Here is a 19,481-nt window from a genome sequence, read left to right as displayed (position 1 = left end):
TAGTTAACCTTGAAGGTTGGTTTTTTAAGTTTCTTTGCTTTCTAAGAATTCAAAAAAATTTTTGGTTTTTGTTCCTTCCTTCAGGGATTGACGGAACTCTTTGTCAAGTTTCATTAGTTGGGGGTTTCTTACAAATAATGCAGGGTGAGATTCTTGTTTGGATAGATTTTTGATAAAATCAAGTGCCTTGTCTAAGATTTTTATACATGATAGGGACATGTTGGTCTTGCTTGAATGTTTGGATGTTACCCATAGTTCAGATCGATGTGTGTCGGTTTCCCAGTTAGGGTGAGTAGAAATATTTGTTTTGCTGATGGGTCGCAATGAAGTCGCGGACTTTAGCGTTGAAATTCTAGATTTTTGCGCGTCCGAAAAATATATATTTTCGCTAGCATTTACAAATTGTAATAGGTTAAGGTTGTCCATGTCACGTTGCTCAGTTATATAGACGACGCTTGATTTTCGGTCTCCAGCTTTGTAGCACGCAGGGTCGTAGTAATATAGTAATTTAGTTGGAGATATAGGTAAAAAAATTTGTAGTCCTTTACACGCGAGCCCGATTGCACTCATGTAGGATAATTTTTCAAATAGCTGATTATAAAGAATTGCTGGGTTGTCAGATGTTATAAATTCAGTGCCTTTCTTTGCTATTAAGGTTTTGCAGTGCAAGTCTAAAATAATATGTAATCCGGAAGTTGCAGTTGCTATCGAAAATGCGCCAGGCTCGTTTACGGAGATTTTGATTTTGTCAATGTCTTCTTGTTTGAAGGATTCGTTTGTAGATAGTAATTTTTTTGCGAATTTGTCAGTCATTTCATTCATAGCGTCTACTGCGGAAGTAGTTCTACTGTGCTGGATTAATACGAATAATATTAATCTCACATATTCTAATGTGAAAGGGCGTGGTGGTTCCTTTTCTTTTATTATTGACTTTAATATTTCGGCGGCGGCGCCTTCAATTCCACCTAATACTTTTTCGATTTTGTCGTCTTTCCCATAGAGATAATCTTTATAGCACTGACTTTTTAGATTGGCTTGGGAGATGGTTTTGTTATGAGTAATATTGTAGATGTTGATCGATAGATTGTTGTGTGAGAAATTTTTTAAGTAGAATTTAGGGACGTAATGATGTTTTTTGTTGGCGGGCATAAATCGTGCCTTGATTATGTTTAGCGGTGTGATGACATTAGCTGAGATTGGAGTAATGCAGCAAAAAACTTTAATTCATGCTGGTATTAGGAGTCAAAAAAGTAAATAAAAACAAGTCCATCGTCCCGAATTTTTTGATGCTAAAGGTTCGCGATGATCCTGGTCGAAATTCATGAAGCGATCCGCTGTTCAGGTGCTGGATGTATGTACAGTAATTGAGCTGCGCGCAATTGGCTAGATTGAGACGACGAGCTGCAGGGTAGGATCTGTCAGGATCCAAGAGCAAATTATGCAAGTCATCCGCACCTGCTTTTCCCTCATTCGTTATTTGGTCTTTGCAGGAGTAAACTTAACTATCCCGCTGCCAATATCTCCGTTGGGAAGTTTACTGATTTGAATGGTTGTTTTTGATAGGAATCTACTTTCATTAGCGAGCCATTTAATTAATATTTCTTTTTTTGGAAACCCGGGGATGTTGTCTTCACCAGTATGATGTGATTTCAACACGTCGTGAATTATCCCCGCAGCGAAATCCGGTACGCTTAACAAATCATCTAAATGTGATTTTTTTTCAAATGATTTGCCAAAGCCAATAAGATCGAATTTGTGTTTGCAGTACATGCCGAGTGTATGAGAAAAGAGTTTTTGTGTGTCTCCAAATGATCTTTCTTGGCCGTTCTCGTTGATTGAATCATTATCGCAGTACCAGAGAAGACGTTGATTTTCGTGGGTCATTAATGCGACAAACATAGCTATTGAGTGGCAAATACGAAGTGCTTTTTCACCAGTCTCGCCTTTCCAGTTCCCCAATCCTAAGCTCGAAAGTTGCTCTTCAATGAAAGGGTGTGCAACTTTTTTTGAAGGGCCAAATACGGTTTCTATTTTTCTTTCAATAGCTACGGTGATAAGTGAGCCATGGATAAAGTTGTCGATGGCGTGAAGAAAGTCCGGTAGTGCGCGGCTTCTTGGGCCAAATTTCAAGTCTTTAAATTTAAACTCGCTATAAGGTTCAAGTATTTTGTGCTTGCGTCTCAGTTTTTCAACTTGTTCAATAAAAGGTCCTGCCTTGTTGTAAGCGAAGATCAGAAAAGCATAGGTAGTAAAGTGTGCGTCGTGATGCTCTCCCCCGAAATCCGACATTACCGCGACTTTATCATCGCCGGAAAAGTCTGGGAGTTCCTCCAGTTGGCTAATCGCATTTACAAGCAAGTGGGAGAAATATGGATATTTTTCTGATACGACCGATAAATCGAAAGGTCCCCTTTTACGGATTTTTTGAGGTCGCTTAGACTCAGCGCTTTTTCGTCTATTCATATGGTTATCTCCAATCTTGTCATTGAACGCTAAATGATAGTCATTGAGATGGCAATCTGCCGCAATCGAAGCGACTGGATATGGGGATGATGAGGCAGCTTTGTGTGTGTTCTTTTTGTGGTACACTCATTTATGTGTACGTCAAATGGTACAAGAAAATGAAAATGCCTCCTAAGCCGGTACCTTACGCAGAATTCGGCGAGCTGTTGGTTCGGCTCCGTGTAGCCGCAGGTTTTCCTAAGCAGCAGGACCTGGCGACAGCCCTCGGAAAAACACAGCAGTCGATTAGTCGCTGGGAGAAGGGGATTGCCCGCCCTCGTTCGAATGACATTCCCTCGTTGGAGAAGCTGGTTGGAGCCAAGGAAAATGAACTCCTAGTGGCTGCCGGCTATAGAGCGGCGTCAGTAGATCTCCGCATTGAAACGGCCACTACACACGATCGTGTATTGCCTCTCTCCGCTTTGCCTCCGGATACATTCGAAAGCTTCTGCGCTGCCCTTTTGGATCGCCTGTACCGGCCTAATGGGGGCAAAGTCCATCGTTATGGGGGCACGGGCCATAAGCAGCACGGCATCGACATCGTCGCCAGCGGTTCATTCGGGACCTACTCGTTTCAGTGCAAGCGAGTTAATGAGTTTGGCGCCCAAAAGGTTCATACCGCGGTGGCTGAGCAGACTTTCGTCGCAGACCTCAAGGTACTCTTGCTATCCAGCGTAGCGAGCCCAAGGGCACGCGATGCAATGGCTGTGCATACAGACTGGGAGTTGTGGGACCGAGAGGACATCACCCGGAAGCTTCATGATCTCGCGATGTCTGACCGCCTGGACTTGGTCGATCGCTACTTCAGTGGTCAGCGCCTAGACCTACTGGGAATTGATGAACCGGGACCGATTCAGACTCTAGATACCTTCTTCAAACCATTTCTAGTTCCTGACCGCTTCTTCAACCACTCCTGGGCTCTTGTTGGTCGTGACGCAGAGGTTTCACAAGTCCTGGACTTCGTCCGGGACGACTCGGTACTTCTAACCTGTCTCGTCGGGGCGCCAGGGTTTGGAAAAAGTCGTGTTCTTCGCGAAGTCACGCAGCGACTAACTGAAATCACAACTCTGCGAGTTCGATTTGTGTCGCCGACTGAAGATGTCAAGGCTCACCATTTGGATAAACTGCGCGACAGCCTCGGCGGAGTGACGCTACTTGTTTGTGATGATGCTCATGAGCGTGAAGATCTCGGCATCCTCCTTAGATACGCGGCTGTGCCGGAAAATAAAACGCGGTTGCTTCTATCGCTTCGGCCCTACGGAAAGGAAGCGCTACGTCTTCAAGCCGCTGACGTAAGCCTCTTGGAGCCTTTGGTCCAATTTGTCGATATGCATCAGCAGACACGAGAAGAAGCGCAAGCACTGGCTGAATCGGTTCTCGCCGAATGCAATGGCCCTCTCGCAGCCGCTGCCGAGATCGCCCGTGCAACTTTCTTGACACCGTTGGTTACAGTTTTGGCGGCGCAGTTGGTCGCACGTGATGATGTGCCACTGACGTTGCTGGGTAATTCAAGGGAGTTTCAAACCTATGTGCTGGCTCGCCTCCAGGACGTTATCGCGGTCACCTTGGTCTCGGGGCAGGATGTTTCGAAGCTTAGGGGTGTACTGCGAGTCATCGCGTTACTTCAGCCCATCATTCCGGATGACCCGGGCCTGTTGAATATCTTATCGACAGTCGAAGGGATTGAAGCACCAGACGCCATTCGGCTGATGCGCTTGTTAGGAGACGCAGGCGTTCTATTCAAGCGCGGGGTCCGCTCGAGGCTTGCCCCAGACTTGTTGGCGGATGAAATCATTCGTTCGAACTATCTTAATGCGGATGGCAAGGCTAACGAGCTCGTTACAGCAGTCTTCGACCTCGCTGGCGCGGACCAGCTGAAGCACTTGTTCGTTAATCTTGGACGACTGGACTGGCGCTTACGCGAAGGAAAGACAGATGACAGTGCGTTATTGACCAGTCTCAGCCCCAAGCTATTTTGGGGTTCGAGGTACAACAACCCGCACGTAGAAGCGGTCGAGGCGGTCGCTTACTACCAGCCCAGGTTTGCGCTGGACTTCGCGAAACGGCTCATCGCCGATAAGCATGGAGAAAGTTCGGCCGTATGCAATATGGTGCGCAATGCAGCATATACATACGACCACGTCCATGAAGCATGTTCCCTCCTTTGGGTCGCGGGCCGCAGTGATGCCCGTGCGCTAAATCAGCAGTCGAGTCACGGCATCCGCATCCTGAAGGAAATGGCTACGTTTCAGTTGAACAAGTCGGTCGAGTACGTGCGTGAGGTCATTCGCTTCGCATTCGCGCTTCTGGAAAGGCCCACCTCTCTCAGCTCGGTTCATACGCCTTTCACCATCCTAGAGGGAGCGTTGGGTACTGAGATTGAGTCGACGAGTTATTCTCGCTTGACCTTAACTATCACCCGTCACCAGCTTTCTCTGAAGGCGGCAAAAATCGTTAGAGATGAGATAACTGAAGTGCTGCTCAAATATCTACGGGAAGGCCCGCCACGGCGAGCGTTTCTTGCAGCACAGACGATCGCTCAAGCCTTGCGCGGTCCAATGCATGGCGACGCCTCCGACAATGAATGGGCGCGTGAGCATCAGAGCCTCCTGCGGAAGCTTCAGGTGGTACTGCGGGAAGTATATATGCCGCCTGTAGTGCTGGTGCGACTCGCGCAGTCCATCTCTTGGCATGCCTTTTACGGTGGGGCTGAAACGTCTGGCGATGCGCGCGAAATCATGGCTTTGTTAAACCGAGATTTGAAGACTCGACTCATCCGGGCGCTTATCGACGGCTGGGGGGCGGAGACTTGGAAACTTAGTCAGTCGCTTAACCGCGAGGAGCATGAAAGCGACCGCATAATCCTGACGACTGAATTGATGGTTGCGATCCCTGATGTTGGAGGCCTGTTTGATGAGCTGAATGACTGTTTGCAGGAAATTGAGAGCATAACCCCCAATGGTTATGGCTCTCCCTTCCTGCTCATGAATCATCTACTCAGTTCCGTACCAGGTCTTGCGGTCGAATTGCTTCGCAGAAACAACGAGTGCCAAGTTGGTCATCTCGCCCCATATGTAGGCAAGGCTCTAAGTGTGGCTGTTGAAGCGGATCACTCGGAATTAGTAATAGACTATGTAGGCCGCTCGGAGGGCTCCACAGAGGTGTTGGCTCAGCTCGCTGAGGCATACGCAAGACTTGATCCGTCACGGTCCTACACCCCACAAGAAGTTGCCCTGTTTAAGCGCATCTTTGAGTCTAAAGATGCGAACGTACTGTACGTCGCATCTAGTCTGGCGCGCCAGGTGGCCGCCGGGAGCCCGGCTCTGGCAGTTGAGCTCATTTGCTCGGCAGATTTTGAAGTGAATACCGTGGCGACCCACGAAATGTTCATGTTGATCGCCGGCGGAACACCCATTCCGAAGGTTGATATCGACAGCAGACGAGGCGAGCTTTTGAATAAGCTTATAGTGATGAAGGCGCTTGATGACTACTGGGTTCAGTCCTTCCTCGCATCGTCAATCAAAGAAGATCCTTCAGCTGTCGTTGCGCTTGTTAAGACACGTCTTATCGAGGCGACGCGTCGAAATGATTGGTCTTATGAACCTCTAAGTAAAGAGCGCAACGAAAACTGCCTTAGTCTCATGAGTTTCGAGGCTGGGCCGCGTCTGATTAGAGAGCTTCTTGACTGGGCGCTCAATGAATTGGCAGATACTCGCGGGGCGCAGCGTTTTGGCGACGTAATCGCCGGCCTTTGCGGTGACTATGACGAGCTACTGCTTGATCTACTCCTTACGTGGATGTCATCGGGTTCGCAAGCACATGCCACGCTTGTAGCCAGAATACTGCGGGAAAGTCAGTCGACCTTTATCTATGATCATCCTAGGTTTATCCGCGACCTCCTCAACGCAGCAGAACTCATCGGTGAAGAAGCGCTAAATTCTATTCGCTCATCAATCGAGGCGTCAGTATATTCCGGTATTCGAGGGGGAGTGCCCGGTGAACCGTTCCCAGAGGATGTCCGGCAAGAGCAACACTGTGTGAAGATGCTCCAGTCGCTCAGCCGCGTAGAGCCCGCATTTGAGCTGTACGACGCACTACTCCAAAGCGCACGTGATGGCATAGCGCGTCAACGAAAGTCAAAGGAGGCTCTTGAGGTCGAAGATGACTAGCCTGAGCGATCAGGTGAGAGAAGGTTTAGGGCAGAATTAGGGCATACTCAGGGCCGCCGCAGGCCGCAATGCGCCCCGGGTACGATCCAAAAATGCCGCTTTTAATGGCTCGGAGCGGTCCTGAGGGACGCGCGAAGGGGTTCGAATCCCTATCCCAATATTCGATCGGTAACTCGGTAGTAAAGTTAAAATGGGGCAGATTTATTTTTTATGCGCACCTACATAGATAAATAAATCTGCCACCTTTTTCATAAGTTTAAGCGGTTTTTATTTCTTTTTTGCACGACGAACTCTACTATTTCTAAGTTCGTCGCCTTTTGCGGGTATTTCAAAAATAGCATCAAAGGTATGTTCGATAATCTCAATCGCTAAAGCCAGTTCGTTGTCCGAAGGCCGAGCGAGTTCATGTACGGCGTCATTTCCCATAAACCGATGTTCATGTAATACTGTGGCGCTTCTTTCAGTTAAGAAGCCTTTCTCATGTAGGCCGGAGATTTTTCCTTCGAGATTTGTTGAGCGTTTGACTTCTTGTGTTCCGTCTTTTTTTGTTATGATTTTAGGGCCGTCAATAACGCCAAGCGCAGCGCAAAGACCTTCAATTAGTGCTCTTAGTCCTGCTGCTGTTAATGTGTAAGAGTCATTGTTGTAGCAGTCAATAGATTCACGGTAGATTCGCCGGAGGTTGCTTGGAACTTCCCAGAATTCCTTTGCTGGTCGCGTGTTACCAGAACGTTTGGGGTAAAGGGTTACTCTTTCGCCGTCATCATATTCATCTTCCCCTATCTGATGCACGTCTTCAGAGAACCAACTAACCTGCCTGAATGATGATGTCATGCAGCCTTGGCATTGAACTACTTGATGAGAGCTTGCCCAATCAATAGAAAATCCATCTTCATAAGCTTCACTGGCAGAGTAATCGTATGAGGTTATGATCATGTGTCGAGTAGGACGGCCGCATTGGGAGCAATGCTCTTGGATGATGTTTCCTTTAACTTTATTTTCGTTGTGACTTTCTGTTATTTTTCCCAAGGTTATCTCCTAGATAGTTAACTATTAATAAAGCCAAGGAGCCCCCAAATTCCTGAGGGCGGCGACGGTCAGCTTTCTAACCTGGGATCAGTCTGCAATCAGCCTCGATTAGAAGCGACTGCACTACATCGTCAGGTGTCGTTTCGCATAGGAAAGCCAGCGTATCAGCCCATCTAACATAAGCTCCTCTGGGGTCCACCAGACGCGATTTTCTTCCGATCTCAAATTTATTAGCTTCATCCTTCTCCTCGAAGGGGACCGATAAATCTATACGTTTTGATATCCGTTACATCTCGGTTAAATACGCCCTTTGGAGGTATAAGCGGCGCAGGAATCTGACATTATAGCGCTATGCCATCATGCGTTTGGTGTTTTACTCAATTGGGCAAGGCGCGGGCGTTGACATTGGTCAATGCAGGGGTGACACGAAGAGGAGTCGACCGTTGTGACTGATCGCTTTTGGGGAATACGAAGGAAGGACGAGACAGCCGCCTCGCGAATTGAAGAGATCATCAAGTAAGGTGGCCTAAATTAAGCGACGATCGCTGAGATCCGTCACGAACCCCTGGGGATGGCGGCATGACAGCGCCTTCATTTTGATCTCAATGCAGCAGGAAGATATTCACCGGTGATGTAGAACGTATTTGCGCAGTCGGGGCACGAAAACTTCATCGAAGTCGACCCGCTCTGCCGCATTGCTTTCAGTACCGCGCGATGTCCTTTGTCGTAGCAATTTGTACAGCACAGATGAGCAGGTTCCGTCTTCTGGAACTCCTCTTTCAGAGCGTAAACTACCTTAGCTGGACCAACACCCAGCAACTCGTAGCGATCAAGTACATTTTGCCTGGCACTCATTTTTTTAAGTGCTTCTTCAAGCTCCGCAACTTGTTTGATCAATGCCATTTGTTCCAGCTGGCCCTGCATCATCTGTTGTTGCAGTTCCATCAACGTGCCGGTCAGATCCATTACCCGACCTCTCACCATATCTTCATCACGCAGAGTGATGAGACTTTTGGCAATATCGCCCGCCGTTTTTGCACTGGTGAACGCAGCAGCAACCCAGTCAATCATCTGTCATATCCCTTGAACTTAGTTGTCGTATGGTGCAAAGAGCTAGAAGGTGCGTAGCATGCGCCTTCCTATCGTCCTTGAAAATACAGCAACGCGCAGCCCGACAGTAATGTCCGCAGGCCTTTGGCGTGTAATCGATTAACCGATGTCCAATTTCTTCAATCGTGCCAGGCCTTGTTTGATATGGCCGGCGTTTTCACCCATGGTCCACAGTGCTCCACGGACATTTCCGCCCACTTCCTGCGCCCCTTGCTCCTCAACCAGGAGGGTCAACTCCATAATGGCCGCCTGCAAAGCCTCCTGATTTTCGTACAACCTTTCCAGTACATCCGACAGTGAATAATCACTAGGCATGACCTCGACTCCTTTCAAGAAAAACACAAGCATAGTACCGGCAGTGCCGGTGTCAGGCAGTAATTTCAGCTTGCTTAGAAATTGCTACAAAGCGAAGAAGTCGCAGCGGATTAGCCCGTCTGGCTGGGCGTTGGAGGACTGGTAGACCCAATCCATCATGGGTGCCACACTGAAGCGCCGAGACGGCTCAGGCGTTGGTTTTACTGGGGCAAAGCTCTGATTCTGGACCATTTTACTCAACGTGTTTTCGGCGTGCTTTTGGGCGTTTTCAGGGATTTTCAGGACCTGGTGGGTACGATGTACCAATTCGAAACCGATGCGTACCAATTTCGGTCATGGCAGTTGTCAGGACACAATAACTGGCAGATGGGAGCTATGCGCCACACCGCGCAGCACCGCCCCGCATCAGACGGAATGAGTGCCAGTCTACCAAGAGAGCGAGATTTCCGCCCCGGAAACGGACCATGCGAGCGTGAATCAGAACTGGATGAGTGGGCGATCATGCGGGCGAGGTCGCTGCAGTCGAGTACATCGATGGCTGCACTCACGCTCAGTCTTGGTTGCGCTGGGAAGAGTGAATGGCATTCTCGGCGTAGAGTGGGGCGCTGCCCCCCATCTATGACGAACGATGTGTGATCTGGCTTAATGATTCTGGACACTTCTAAAGGGCGGTAATCTACGCCCAGCGACGAGGTGTGATATGACCAGACGATATTTTTCGACAGATTTCAAACGGGATGCGGCTTGCCTGGTTTTGGATAAAGACTATTCGGTGAGTGAAGCCTGCGAAGCAATGGGTGTGGGCCCTACGGCTCTGCGCCGCTGGGTTGAGCAGTTGCGTGCGGAGCGCAGCGGCAAGACGCCTGAGAAGTCCAAGGCCATGACTGTTGACCAACAACGCATCCAGGAACTGGAAGCAACAATTCGACGGATTGAGCGCGAGAAGGAAATTTTAAAAAAGGCTACAGCTCTCTTGATGTCGGATTCCCTCGATCGGTAAGGCTGGTCGAGGAGTTAAGCGAGCAATATTCAAGATCCGAGTTGTGCGTTGTATTTGGAATCAACCGCAGCAGTTATTACGAGCGTCTGAAACAGCGGACAAAAGTGGATGTCGAGCGCGATCGCCTTAAGATCAAGGCTGCTGAATTACATGAGCAAAGTCGTGGATCAATGGGCGCGCGCAGCCTGGCAAAGGCGCTGTGTAACGAAAAGGAGTCGGTAGGTCGTTACATGGCTCGTAGCCTGATGCGCGAGATCGGATTGAAGAGCCAGCAACGGCGCAGGCATCGTTACAAACCTAGCGGCGCGGAGGCTCAATACGCTCCTAATCATTTGGAGCGTAAGTTCAACGTCGAGGCCCCCAATCAAGTGTGGTGTGGTGACGTGACTTACATTTGGGCCGGTACTTACTGGGTTTATCTGGCTGCTGTACTTGATCTGCATGCCCGGCGCATCGTCGGCTGGGCGATGTCCAGAAGTCCGGATTCAGCTCTGACCTGTCGAGCGTTAAAGATGGCTTTCGAGTCGCTAGGACGCCCTGAAAACTTGATGTTCCATTCGGATCAGGGCTGTCATTACAGCAGCAAAATGTTCCGTGAAGCGCTATCGCAGATGCGCATAAAACAAAGCATGAATCGACGAGGAAACTGCTGGGATAACGCCCCAATGGAGCGTTTCTTTGGCAGTTTGAAATCTGAATGGATACCCAAGGCTGGCTACCGAAACGAAGACGAGGCCAGTACCGATGTATTGCGCTACCTGACCCATTATTACAATCGAATCAGGCTGTACAGCCACAACGGATATCGGACTCCGGTAGCAATGGAAGCCTTGGCAGCATGAGAAATGACCTAAACCCTATAACCGTGTCCAGTATCGTTTGACCAGATCATTGGCCGACCTAATTTCATGAGGGCTCACGACTAACTCATGGTCGGAAAGGGTCAGGTTCGCCAGTGCATTGTTTCAATCGAGCAATAACGTCCGGGCCGGTTTTAGCAATATCGACCCTGCCTGTTGCATCCAAATAGATGTCAATAGTTCGGCCCCATTTGGGGCTGATGTTGATGCACCTCTGAAAACCTTTATCAGTCCACCAATCAAACATCATGAAAAAGTCGTCATCAGGGAATAGGTAGCCGAACTCAACGGCTGAGCCACCATGCTTGATATCGCCTCTATGAATCCTGTCCTGAGTATTCCAAACGTAGTGAAATTCTTCCTCACTGTTCAGGGAAAATTTCACCGCTACAACTGGGGAGCAGAAGTACCAGAAAAAAAGGACGATGAGCGGCAGAAGGATCCACCGTACATACCGGCGTCCGACTTTATTTGCATCCATGTGGCTTGATACCTTTTTCCATCCCTAGGTTGTATTGTCAGTACCAATTCCAAGATCATTTTAATGTTAACCCCGGCGGGGGGTGGGTCAGTAAAAAGCTGGGCAGGGGCATGGAGTATTCGTTCAGAAGATTGTTCTGCCTATGATGTATATGCTGAGATGAAGGTGGAAACTATCTCTTCTTGCATAGTTCAAGCTCCTCTTGGTTATGCAGCTCAGTAGTCACCCCGAGCCGATATTTGCAGTACTGAATAACCAGCTGCCGCTCTTTCTCGCTTAACTCACCTATGGTTTTGTCATCTGATTCATAAGCGAAAATATTCTCGAATTTCAATTGAAATGTCGGACTTTTCTTGATGAAGAACACTTTTTCTGGATAAGCGTCCTCCATCTTTTCATAGAAGCCGACGTAAAGGACAACGGCACAGATAATTGTGGAGATGATAAGAAGCGATTTCATGACGAAGGCGGTCGCAAGAGTTTGGTTTTGATTCGAAGGTTTTTTACCAGTTCCATGCCAATATTGCCTGGACAAATCTTCCCTTCGCCGGCTTGCATTGGGAATTCACGATGTCCTCCTAACGTTGTCACCCTGAAAACACTGGTCAGGGCCTGAATCAACTTCAGAAGAGTGTCAATCTGAATGGCAGGAATTTTCTGATCCATATTGCCATTGAAGGTTTCAAGAGCCTGACGGGCAAAAGCCACCATGTCTCCACCTTCTTCGGCAGTCGTCAGGTTCTCCAGCAAAACGATCCCAATTACACCAGTGTTGTAGTTATGTACGCTTGAGCCTTTGAATCGTATGTCACGTCCTTCAAAGACTTTCCCCGTGCAGTCGATACCATAGTGATAACCGATGTCATCAAACTTGGCTTGATGCTCACTTTGGATTGCCCGCATTTGTCCTGCCCCAGCACCGCAACCCATACTCCGGCCGGCATGGTGAAGGGCGATCATTGAGTAGTCCCAATCATCGACCATTTCGCCTTTTGCTTTATGTGCTCCCCAAGAGGATCTTTCCACAAATTCGCATTTGTTTTTGTGGAGAAGCCTGATTATCGCTTCCCTTGTTGCAGCTCTATCATTGACCGTGATAGTCGTGGGGACAATCGGCGCGCCTGGTTTGATTTCCGCTGCTTTTGCTTCAGTAGTAAATTGTTCGGCCATAGTGTTCAATCCGTGAGTTCGCTGAGCGACCGAGCTGGTGAGATGAAGTCGATGGTAATTGAAATAGCAGCATCTTTTGTTGGGGTCTTAACGGTCGCTGCTCCTGCACTATCGGTAACACCGGTAATCTTTTGACCATTAACGATTGCGCTGAAATTCCTTCCTGCCAAGGGCTGGCCTGTTTCGCTGTCAACGATGCTGAAGGTGTGCCCATAAGTTTTCTGCAGCAATAGGGGAAGCGGGGCAGTAAATGGTGCCGGACTATGCGAGTCACCAATAATCACGGTGCCCGAGCCGCCGATGACGATGTCTCCATGGGTGCCTACCGTACCTACCAAGGCAGCATTCTTACCGTTGATAAATACAGTCGAGGACACTGCTGACGCCAAAGCGCTGCCGCAGGTGCAAGTATCGCCTTTGGTCGCGGCTGCAAGACCGTCGAAGAAAACATCGGGAGACCCGGACGCGATAGCTTTCGGACCGTGTCCCGGGATAGGGCAATTGGTGGGATCGGTAATACGAGCTGCTGGCTTTGCCATGTTTGACTTCCTGTCTACGATTTTGCCAAGTGGAACTGTATCAGACTCGATTTGAACTTTGGCTCGGGGTTTTTAAACGGTTACGCGGGCGCTTGTTTAAATCTGACTAGTGAAAGTCATCCGAAGCCTACGTTGTCTTGCGCCTCCCCCTACACCTAAGACAGAATCCGCCGGCTTGTGCGTCTAGCCTGCGGGTTCTATCGTCCCTGGGTCACTGAAATCAGTGATCGGGTTTGGTAGCCCGCTTCGTGTCTAGATGCATTGCGTCACCTGATTCAGGCCGCTTCTCAGCGCTCGATATCATGGTGGTCATGCGTGGGGTCCATTCGTGGGCGCCGGGTTCTAGTGCGACCGGTCTACCAACCCGCGTATGGCCGCCACCCTTCGTTTGGTAGCGAGGGTGATGGCTTCTTTTGGTAATCGCGCTAGAGGTTTCATCCATGTTTAAAGTCACGCCCAACCCGCCGGACACCAATCCCGCATCCCCCTACAAATCCCCAGACTCAAAAAAACTCCACGACGCCGCCGAGCGTGCGCTGGATTATTACCTGCCCCCCGCCAGTCGCATCAAAGCCTCCACCAACCAGCCCGAACGCATGTTCCTCGCCAACCCTGCGTACGACAGCGAATCCCTGTTGGCCAATGCCAGCGAATCGCTGGGTTCGGCCAGCACCATGCTCAACGACTTCGCAGCGTTATTGGAAAACTCGCAGCGCAAGACGTTGTTGGGCATTGCCCAAGTGGTGATGCTGGGAGAGATCGCAGTGAATCAGGCGTTGGACAAAGTCGAAGTGAAGGCTTGAAGCGAACCTCGCGGTGACGGAGCGGTTATCCGTCACCGCGAGGCTAAATGGCTAGTTGAACATTTGCTGTCACCGCTGCACGACAAGTAACGGCTACTGTGCAGGCACAGCAATCCACTCACTCAACATCTGCTGATATTTCCCGGTGACCTTGCTTAAATGCAGCCACTGATCGACATACAGTTTCCAACTGATGTCATCACGGGGCAGCAGGTACGCCTTTTCACCATATTGCATGTACTGATGCGGATTCACCGCGCACAAGCCGGGTTTGAGTTTCTGCTGATACAGCGCTTCCGAGGCGTCGGTGATCATCACGTCGGCTTTGTTGTCGAGCAGTTGCTGGAAGATCGTCACATTGTCGTGCAGGGCCAGTTGCGCTTTGGGCAGGAAGGCGTGGACGAAGGCTTCGTTGGTGCCGCCGGCTGGTTCGACCAGACGCACGTTGGGCTGGTTGATCTGGTCGATGGTCTGGTATTTGGACTGGTCGGCGCAGCGCACCAGCGGGATTTTGCCGTCGGTGTCGAGGGTGTTGCTGAAGTAAGCCTTTTTTTGCCGTTCAAGCGTGACCGAGATGCCGCCCATGCCGATGTCGCATTTGCCGGCCTGCATGTCGGGCATCAGGGTTTTCCAGGTGGTCTGCACCCATTGCACTTTGACGCCGAGGCTGTCGGCCAGGGAGCGGGCCATGCTGATGTCGATGCCTTCGAAGTCGCCATCGCTGCGTTTGAAGGTATAGGGCTTGTAGTCGCCGGTGGTGCAGACGCGCAGTTGGCCTTGTTGCTGGATGCTGTCGAGGTGGGAAGTGCTTGGTCCGGCGTGAGCGCTGGCAGCCAGGGTCAGCAGGCCGCAGAGGATCATCGTGCTTTTTGGAGTTGTCATGAAATCCGTCTTGTTCAAGGGGCGGTGGGCCAGTCTAGTGAATGGTTCCTCCGCGTGTCATCCCAATGGTTTTCAATCGAGGAGTTTCTACACGTGCAGAGTCTTGTGGTGGTGAAGTGATCGGTGTCAAAACTGCTGAATGAACTGTCTCCCAATTGAGCAAATGTTCCGCCCTTTGTTGCCATGTAAGTCCGCGAGTCATCGCGGGCCGCAACGGTTTTCGCGTTACCTTGCTGTGACGGGTTGCTATACAGAAAGGGGTATAGCGAGGCAATTCGTACAAATTCAGATAGCGCAGGTCGCTACTGCATAAAAGCAGAATGTCTCCGAATGAAAACAGTGGAAACGCGGTAACTTCGACCTTTTTCTTTTCGTTGAGCCGAGTCCGCCATTGCCGGTTGTCCACGTCTCCAAGACTGATCTCTTCGTCGAGAATAAAGCGTGCCGGACCTTGCTGACGTATCGCCAGATTCCCAGCCGCAGCGTATGTAATGGTTGGCATGGCGCCGGGCGACAGGAGCAGAAACGCAGCGAAGAGCACCAATGCCGCCACGGCTCCATACGCGATGCGCGCAAGGAAGTGACCTTTACTGATGTAAAAGATGAAAACGGGAACCAGACTCAGGATGAGTGTGCCGAGAGAAAACAGGCCAATAATTGTCACGGCTTTAGCGTTATCTTCCCCAACGTAAGTAGAGAGGATCAGCAAAGTTGGCAGTGAAGCAAACAAAACTGCGAGCCCGATGACACCCCCCACAAACAAGCGAAAGCCATTTTTCTTCCACCTGTTCAAGTGCCTTGTGTTTTCATCGACAATGGCTCGAAATTGTCTGAAAAAGAACAATGCAAAGTAGGCGGTCAGTGTGAGGAAAAAGATCATTCCTACTGAAATTCCGGCACTGAAAGTGTGCGGGTAGATAAACAACAAAATAATGAACACACAGAAACCGATGCACAGGGGAAGCAGCAACCAAGCGGCGACCCGACTGTGCTTTTCCGGCACTTTGTCAAACATTGATACGGTGACGCCATAGAACCAGGCGCTGGCGAAAAGTACACCCAGGTAGCCGACCATTATCAGTACGATCAATAGCAACCAGAGCGCTAGCGCAGCTTTTGCATCAATGGCCGCTAGAAACAAGTCTGTGCGGCCAATTGCACGCGTGTAAATGTACAAGCCAAGGATAGCCATGCCTGCACCCAGGAAACCCAGGGTAACGGTTATCTGACTCCAGTAATCAAGAACGTGTTTGAAATTACGTTTGAAAAAAAGCGAGAAAGTCGGGGCAGTTGAAGCATCCATGTAATCAGAGATTCCATTCATTGGTTGTGAGTCTAAAAAGCGGCCGGCCTTCGTCAGAAGGCTGGCCATATCAGCGGGGCGGGTATCGCACTCACGAAAAGCGAGGAGCTAGAGTCCCAACCCCTCCTGGACCACTTGCAGCAGATTATTTTCGGTCAAGGCAATGGCATCCAGCTCCTGACCTGTTTCAACTGTCTGCAACCACCAGTGGCTTTCGTGGTGGTCGTCTACGGTGCGCAGCAGGTAGGTGTTCCGGTCTTCCAGCGTAATCTGCACGCGCCCGGCGCCATCCTCGGTAAACCGCGCAATCGGATCGAACGTCAGGCTGTGATGGTTGGCCTCGATCACCAATTGGTCGATGGCGTAGTCGTGGCTTTCGCCGTCCGGCGAACTTTCGCAAACGTGCGTAGGATTTCGCCGAATCTTCAGTCCTACTTCGGTGACTGGCTGTAGCCAGGTGCCGATGCGGTGGTACAAGTCGTACACCTGAGCAGGCCAGCAATCGATTTCCAGCACCGCATCAGCCTGGGTATGCCGTGTCTGCTTGAGTCTGGCGGCGAGTTCGTCTGCTTTACTCATGTCGGTTCCCTTGTTGGATGTCTGCCTGTTCAGCGTAGACCTTTGAACGATGCAGGGCCTTGCCTTGCGTCACGCGCTTGCAATACAAGCGTGTCGAAATCAGCACTGGCCAAGTCTGGCCAACAACGAAAACCACGGACGCAGGCGTCCCAAGGAACGGGTTAATGAAAAAGCTTTTTACAATTCTGGCGCTGATCGCGCTGACGGCCGGTAGCATCGGCACGAGTTCGGCGCGTCAGCCGGCATCGCACAGGGCGCAGGCGGAATCGGTGGCGGGGGTGTTCGACTATTACCTGCTGGCGTTGTCCTGGTCACCGACCTTTTGTCTGACGCACAAGGACGACGCGCAGTGCACCGGCAAGGGTTATGGTTTTGTCTTGCACGGTTTATGGCCGCAATATGCCAAGGGCGGCTGGCCGCAATCGTGCCCGCCGCTGACCGCACTGTCGGCGGCGGAAACCAATAAGGGCCTGACGCTGTTTCCTACGAAAAAACTCCTCGATCACGAATGGTCCAAGCACGGCACCTGCAGTGGTCTTGGTGCGATGGGCTATCTGGACAAGTCCGATCAGGCCTTGGGCGCGGTGAAGATTCCGCAGGCGTTGCAGCCGTTCGGTTCGACGTCGTACTACTTCGAAGCGCAGGAGATTGTCGATCTGTTTCGCAAGGCCAATCCGGGTATTCCCGAGGACGGAATTGCAGTGGTTTGCAGCGGCCCGCAGCTGTCGGAAGTGCGGGTGTGCATGGACAAGGATTTGCAGTTCGGCGCGTGTGGCAAAGGGGTGAAGACTCAGTGCCGGGCGGGGGATATCCGGGTGCCGCCGGCGCGGTGAGACATCCGTAATGAGCCAGGAAAAACAGGCGCTCCCGTGAGCGCCTGTTTTTTTAACTGAGGATTTGAAGGGGAGGGCAAATTCGCGCATGCTGCGCGCCTCAAAGGATCTGTACGACACGTCGCAAGGAGCTGTTCATGAGCGGAAAACCCGCTGCCCGCGTCACCGACCCCACCGCCTGCCCGTTGCCGGGACACGGCACCAATCCGATCGTCAGCGGCTCGCCGAATGTCAATTTTGACGGTCTGGCGGCTGCGCGCATGACCGACAAGTCCGCTTGCGGCAGCGCAATCAGCGGCGCTGTATCTGGCACCGTATTCATCAATGGCTTGAACGCGGCGACGCTGGACAGCACCGGTGGCCACGGCAATGTCGTCATCGGCGGTTCTGGCACGGTGATCATTGGCGACACCGTAGTCGTGGCGCCTTTCAGTGGTCTGCTGCCGATGCCGGTGCACTTCACCGACAAGTTGAAACTGGTCAACGATGTTACCGGTGAACCGATGCCCAACCATCCCTACATGATCCAGCGCGCCGATGGGCGCATGGAACATGGCGTGTCTGATGCCAACGGGTTTACCCATGAGGTCAGTTCGCACCTGCCTGAAACCATCAAGCTGTTTCTGGAGGAGTGAGGCATGACGGCTGAGACGGTAACGTGCGCGAAGGGCAACACTTACAGGCTGCACAAGGAGCATACGCTGACCGACAAGAAGGATGTCAGTGCCAAGCCTGTGCCGGTGGAAAGTACCAAGGCGATCGTGCTTTTTATTGGTGGGGCTGGGGATAAGGAGAGTTATTACTTTTCAGGGCCTTTCGAAAACGTCAGCGATGCTAAAACCGTTTTCGATAAGCGAAATGACGCGTTGGAGAAGGCGGGGAAGTATAAGTCCAAGTGGCTTGGTTATAACGAAGTGCGAGGGAAGAAGGACATTCAGAAAAATGTGCTTAGTTTGATTCCCTATAAATCCTGCCCCATCTTCATCGTCGGTCACAGTCTGGGCGGCTGGAATGGTGCGCATCTGTCCAGTGTCATGTCCGGGTGGGGCTACGAAATCAAGATGCTGGTAACGCTCGACCCAGTGGGGGAAGGCACGCTGGTCTGGCTAGGGTCCGACATTTATGGAGACAAGCCAACGCCGGTAGCTAATTACTGGATCAACATAAAGGCTGTGCCATCGAGGCCTGATCAATCCGACTCAGTAGCTGATTTCGGAGAAAAATGGCAGATCAATAGCGGGCCAGATATCAATGTGAATATGAATACGAACCACGCTAATGCTTCAGCGATGTTCTTGTCGCCCATCGCCCAAGGACGGTCAGTGAGTGACCTTATGTACGATGCAATCAACAAGGAAACCTGTTGAATGAAGAAGTTGTCGGTTGGGCTCATGCTCATTTTCTGTACCTCTTGCGCCAAGGATCACAGTGTTCCTCCCGCAAACCTGAACTTTCATACTTTAGAAAGGGAGGGCAATAGCTCCCTTTACGCTTTTTATTATGGCTCTGACGTAGATCTATTGGATTTATTCAACAGGGGCAAAAGGGTAGGTGCCGCTTCGACAATGCTGAAGTGCGCACTGGGTGAAGACGAGGATTTTTCGATTACTAACCGGTTCAGGTATTCCGCATACGGTTTAATCGACGAAGATGCGTCGAACAAAGCACGGGGCAGATTCAACTATGTAACAAGTGCCTTTTTAAGCCAAACCCAAGATAACGGCAGCACGCAGGACAATCTTTCAGTACCGGAACTCAACGACCTGCTATCCCGCAAAAAAAACATACCCTGCAAAGTCGTCATCACCGCCTTCGGCTACAAACCCTACTACTCAAACATCATGAACATCCCCACCGCCGACCTGCTCCGGGAAATCAACAAACCCCAATAACCCCCCGGGGGGAC

The 19,481-nt window shown here is 50.6% G+C and carries 18 protein-coding genes; 7 read left to right on the top strand and 11 right to left on the bottom strand.

The window, feature by feature from the left end:
* Positions 1-24: 24 nt before the first annotated feature.
* A complete protein-coding gene (locus GXB78_RS24210) occupies positions 25-1,149 on the bottom strand; it encodes a DUF4238 domain-containing protein (RefSeq protein ID WP_329517312.1) in 1,125 nt (374 codons plus the stop codon).
* Positions 1,150-1,473: 324 nt separating this feature from the next.
* The gene (locus GXB78_RS24205; RefSeq protein WP_329517311.1) at positions 1,474-2,463 is read right to left on the bottom strand and encodes an HMG-box domain-containing protein; all 990 of its coding nucleotides are present in this window, start codon (positions 2,461-2,463) and stop codon (positions 1,474-1,476) included.
* A gap of 158 nt (positions 2,464-2,621) precedes the next feature.
* Here GXB78_RS24205 and GXB78_RS24200 point away from each other — a divergent pair, with 158 nt between their 5' ends.
* Positions 2,622-6,671, top strand: a complete 4,050-nt coding sequence (locus tag GXB78_RS24200) for a helix-turn-helix domain-containing protein (RefSeq protein WP_329517310.1) — start codon at positions 2,622-2,624, stop codon at positions 6,669-6,671.
* 267 nt (positions 6,672-6,938) lie between these two features.
* Here GXB78_RS24200 and GXB78_RS24195 read toward each other — a convergent pair whose 3' ends face one another.
* The 3 genes from GXB78_RS24195 to GXB78_RS24185 form a co-directional block, all read right to left on the bottom strand.
* On the bottom strand, positions 6,939-7,700 hold the full coding sequence (locus GXB78_RS24195) for a DUF4145 domain-containing protein (protein WP_329517309.1): 762 nt from the start codon (positions 7,698-7,700) through the stop codon (positions 6,939-6,941).
* Positions 7,701-8,291: 591 nt separating this feature from the next.
* Positions 8,292-8,771, bottom strand: a complete 480-nt coding sequence (locus GXB78_RS24190) for a hypothetical protein (protein WP_329517308.1) — start codon at positions 8,769-8,771, stop codon at positions 8,292-8,294.
* Between the two features lie 138 nt (positions 8,772-8,909).
* On the bottom strand, positions 8,910-9,125 hold the full coding sequence (locus GXB78_RS24185) for a hypothetical protein (RefSeq protein ID WP_329517307.1): 216 nt from the start codon (positions 9,123-9,125) through the stop codon (positions 8,910-8,912).
* Positions 9,126-9,825: 700 nt separating this feature from the next.
* Between GXB78_RS24185 and GXB78_RS24180 the strand changes: the two genes are divergently transcribed.
* Positions 9,826-10,967 (top strand): IS3 family transposase gene (locus tag GXB78_RS24180; RefSeq protein WP_408005155.1). Its coding sequence is split into 2 segments (ribosomal slippage): positions 9,826-10,087 and positions 10,087-10,967, totalling 1,143 coding nucleotides; the frame shifts between segments, so codons are not numbered across the junction.
* A gap of 85 nt (positions 10,968-11,052) precedes the next feature.
* Here the strand turns inward: GXB78_RS24180 and GXB78_RS24175 are convergent.
* The 3 genes from GXB78_RS24175 to GXB78_RS24165 form a co-directional block, all read right to left on the bottom strand.
* Positions 11,053-11,466, bottom strand: a complete 414-nt coding sequence (locus GXB78_RS24175; protein WP_329517305.1) for a hypothetical protein — start codon at positions 11,464-11,466, stop codon at positions 11,053-11,055.
* A gap of 456 nt (positions 11,467-11,922) precedes the next feature.
* Complete coding sequence (locus tag GXB78_RS24170) at positions 11,923-12,636, bottom strand: peptidoglycan recognition protein family protein (RefSeq protein WP_137214686.1); 714 nt, start codon at positions 12,634-12,636, stop codon at positions 11,923-11,925.
* A 5-nt stretch (positions 12,637-12,641) separates the two neighbouring features.
* A complete protein-coding gene (locus tag GXB78_RS24165; RefSeq protein ID WP_329517304.1) occupies positions 12,642-13,175 on the bottom strand; it encodes a PAAR domain-containing protein in 534 nt (177 codons plus the stop codon).
* 440 nt (positions 13,176-13,615) lie between these two features.
* Between GXB78_RS24165 and GXB78_RS24160 the strand changes: the two genes are divergently transcribed.
* Positions 13,616-13,978 (top strand): DUF6124 family protein, encoded by a 363-nt coding sequence (locus tag GXB78_RS24160; RefSeq protein WP_329517303.1) that lies wholly within the window; start codon positions 13,616-13,618, stop codon positions 13,976-13,978.
* 93 nt (positions 13,979-14,071) lie between these two features.
* Here GXB78_RS24160 and GXB78_RS24155 read toward each other — a convergent pair whose 3' ends face one another.
* The 3 genes from GXB78_RS24155 to GXB78_RS24145 form a co-directional block, all read right to left on the bottom strand.
* On the bottom strand, positions 14,072-14,860 hold the full coding sequence (locus tag GXB78_RS24155) for a transporter substrate-binding domain-containing protein (RefSeq protein WP_329517302.1): 789 nt from the start codon (positions 14,858-14,860) through the stop codon (positions 14,072-14,074).
* A 34-nt stretch (positions 14,861-14,894) separates the two neighbouring features.
* Positions 14,895-16,163 (bottom strand): hypothetical protein, encoded by a 1,269-nt coding sequence (locus GXB78_RS24150; protein ID WP_329517301.1) that lies wholly within the window; start codon positions 16,161-16,163, stop codon positions 14,895-14,897.
* Between the two features lie 108 nt (positions 16,164-16,271).
* Positions 16,272-16,742 carry a hypothetical protein gene (locus GXB78_RS24145; protein WP_329517300.1) on the bottom strand — a complete coding sequence of 157 codons (471 nt, stop codon included), beginning with the start codon at positions 16,740-16,742 and terminating at the stop codon, positions 16,272-16,274.
* Positions 16,743-16,906: 164 nt separating this feature from the next.
* Here GXB78_RS24145 and GXB78_RS24140 point away from each other — a divergent pair, with 164 nt between their 5' ends.
* The 4 genes from GXB78_RS24140 (at position 16,907) to GXB78_RS24125 (ending at position 19,467) form a co-directional block, all read left to right on the top strand.
* Positions 16,907-17,575 (top strand): ribonuclease T2, encoded by a 669-nt coding sequence (locus GXB78_RS24140; protein WP_329517299.1) that lies wholly within the window; start codon positions 16,907-16,909, stop codon positions 17,573-17,575.
* Between the two features lie 137 nt (positions 17,576-17,712).
* On the top strand, positions 17,713-18,210 hold the full coding sequence (locus GXB78_RS24135) for a PAAR domain-containing protein (protein ID WP_329517298.1): 498 nt from the start codon (positions 17,713-17,715) through the stop codon (positions 18,208-18,210).
* 3 nt (positions 18,211-18,213) lie between these two features.
* On the top strand, positions 18,214-18,942 hold the full coding sequence (locus GXB78_RS24130; protein WP_329517297.1) for an alpha/beta hydrolase: 729 nt from the start codon (positions 18,214-18,216) through the stop codon (positions 18,940-18,942).
* Positions 18,943-19,467 carry a hypothetical protein gene (locus GXB78_RS24125; protein WP_329517296.1) on the top strand — a complete coding sequence of 175 codons (525 nt, stop codon included), beginning with the start codon at positions 18,943-18,945 and terminating at the stop codon, positions 19,465-19,467.
* The last annotated feature ends 14 nt before the right edge of the window (positions 19,468-19,481 follow it).

Source organism: Pseudomonas moraviensis subsp. stanleyae (assembly GCF_036283065.1).
Classification (GTDB): Bacteria; Pseudomonadota; Gammaproteobacteria; order Pseudomonadales; family Pseudomonadaceae; genus Aquipseudomonas; species Aquipseudomonas stanleyae.
The sequence above is the reverse complement of the archived record's forward strand: the minus strand, read 5'-3'. Positions and strand labels throughout refer to the sequence as shown.

Bases quoted from the DNA above. Each gene is read 5' to 3' on its own strand.
- GXB78_RS24210 (WP_329517312.1), bottom strand. From the start codon at position 1,149: ATGCCCGCCAACAAAAAACATCATTACGTCCCTAAATTCTACTTAAAA.
- GXB78_RS24205 (WP_329517311.1), bottom strand. From the start codon at position 2,463: ATGAATAGACGAAAAAGCGCTGAGTCTAAGCGACCTCAAAAAATCCGT.
- GXB78_RS24200 (WP_329517310.1), top strand. From the start codon at position 2,622: ATGAAAATGCCTCCTAAGCCGGTACCTTACGCAGAATTCGGCGAGCTG.
- GXB78_RS24190 (WP_329517308.1), bottom strand. From the start codon at position 8,771: ATGATTGACTGGGTTGCTGCTGCGTTCACCAGTGCAAAAACGGCGGGC.
- GXB78_RS24185 (WP_329517307.1), bottom strand. From the start codon at position 9,125: ATGCCTAGTGATTATTCACTGTCGGATGTACTGGAAAGGTTGTACGAA.
- GXB78_RS24175 (WP_329517305.1), bottom strand. From the start codon at position 11,466: ATGGATGCAAATAAAGTCGGACGCCGGTATGTACGGTGGATCCTTCTG.
- GXB78_RS24170 (WP_137214686.1), bottom strand. From the start codon at position 12,636: ATGGCCGAACAATTTACTACTGAAGCAAAAGCAGCGGAAATCAAACCA.
- GXB78_RS24165 (WP_329517304.1), bottom strand. From the start codon at position 13,175: ATGGCAAAGCCAGCAGCTCGTATTACCGATCCCACCAATTGCCCTATC.
- GXB78_RS24160 (WP_329517303.1), top strand. From the start codon at position 13,616: ATGTTTAAAGTCACGCCCAACCCGCCGGACACCAATCCCGCATCCCCC.
- GXB78_RS24155 (WP_329517302.1), bottom strand. From the start codon at position 14,860: ATGACAACTCCAAAAAGCACGATGATCCTCTGCGGCCTGCTGACCCTG.
- GXB78_RS24150 (WP_329517301.1), bottom strand. From the start codon at position 16,163: ATGGATGCTTCAACTGCCCCGACTTTCTCGCTTTTTTTCAAACGTAAT.
- GXB78_RS24145 (WP_329517300.1), bottom strand. From the start codon at position 16,742: ATGAGTAAAGCAGACGAACTCGCCGCCAGACTCAAGCAGACACGGCAT.
- GXB78_RS24140 (WP_329517299.1), top strand. From the start codon at position 16,907: ATGAAAAAGCTTTTTACAATTCTGGCGCTGATCGCGCTGACGGCCGGT.
- GXB78_RS24135 (WP_329517298.1), top strand. From the start codon at position 17,713: ATGAGCGGAAAACCCGCTGCCCGCGTCACCGACCCCACCGCCTGCCCG.
- GXB78_RS24130 (WP_329517297.1), top strand. From the start codon at position 18,214: ATGACGGCTGAGACGGTAACGTGCGCGAAGGGCAACACTTACAGGCTG.
- GXB78_RS24125 (WP_329517296.1), top strand. From the start codon at position 18,943: ATGAAGAAGTTGTCGGTTGGGCTCATGCTCATTTTCTGTACCTCTTGC.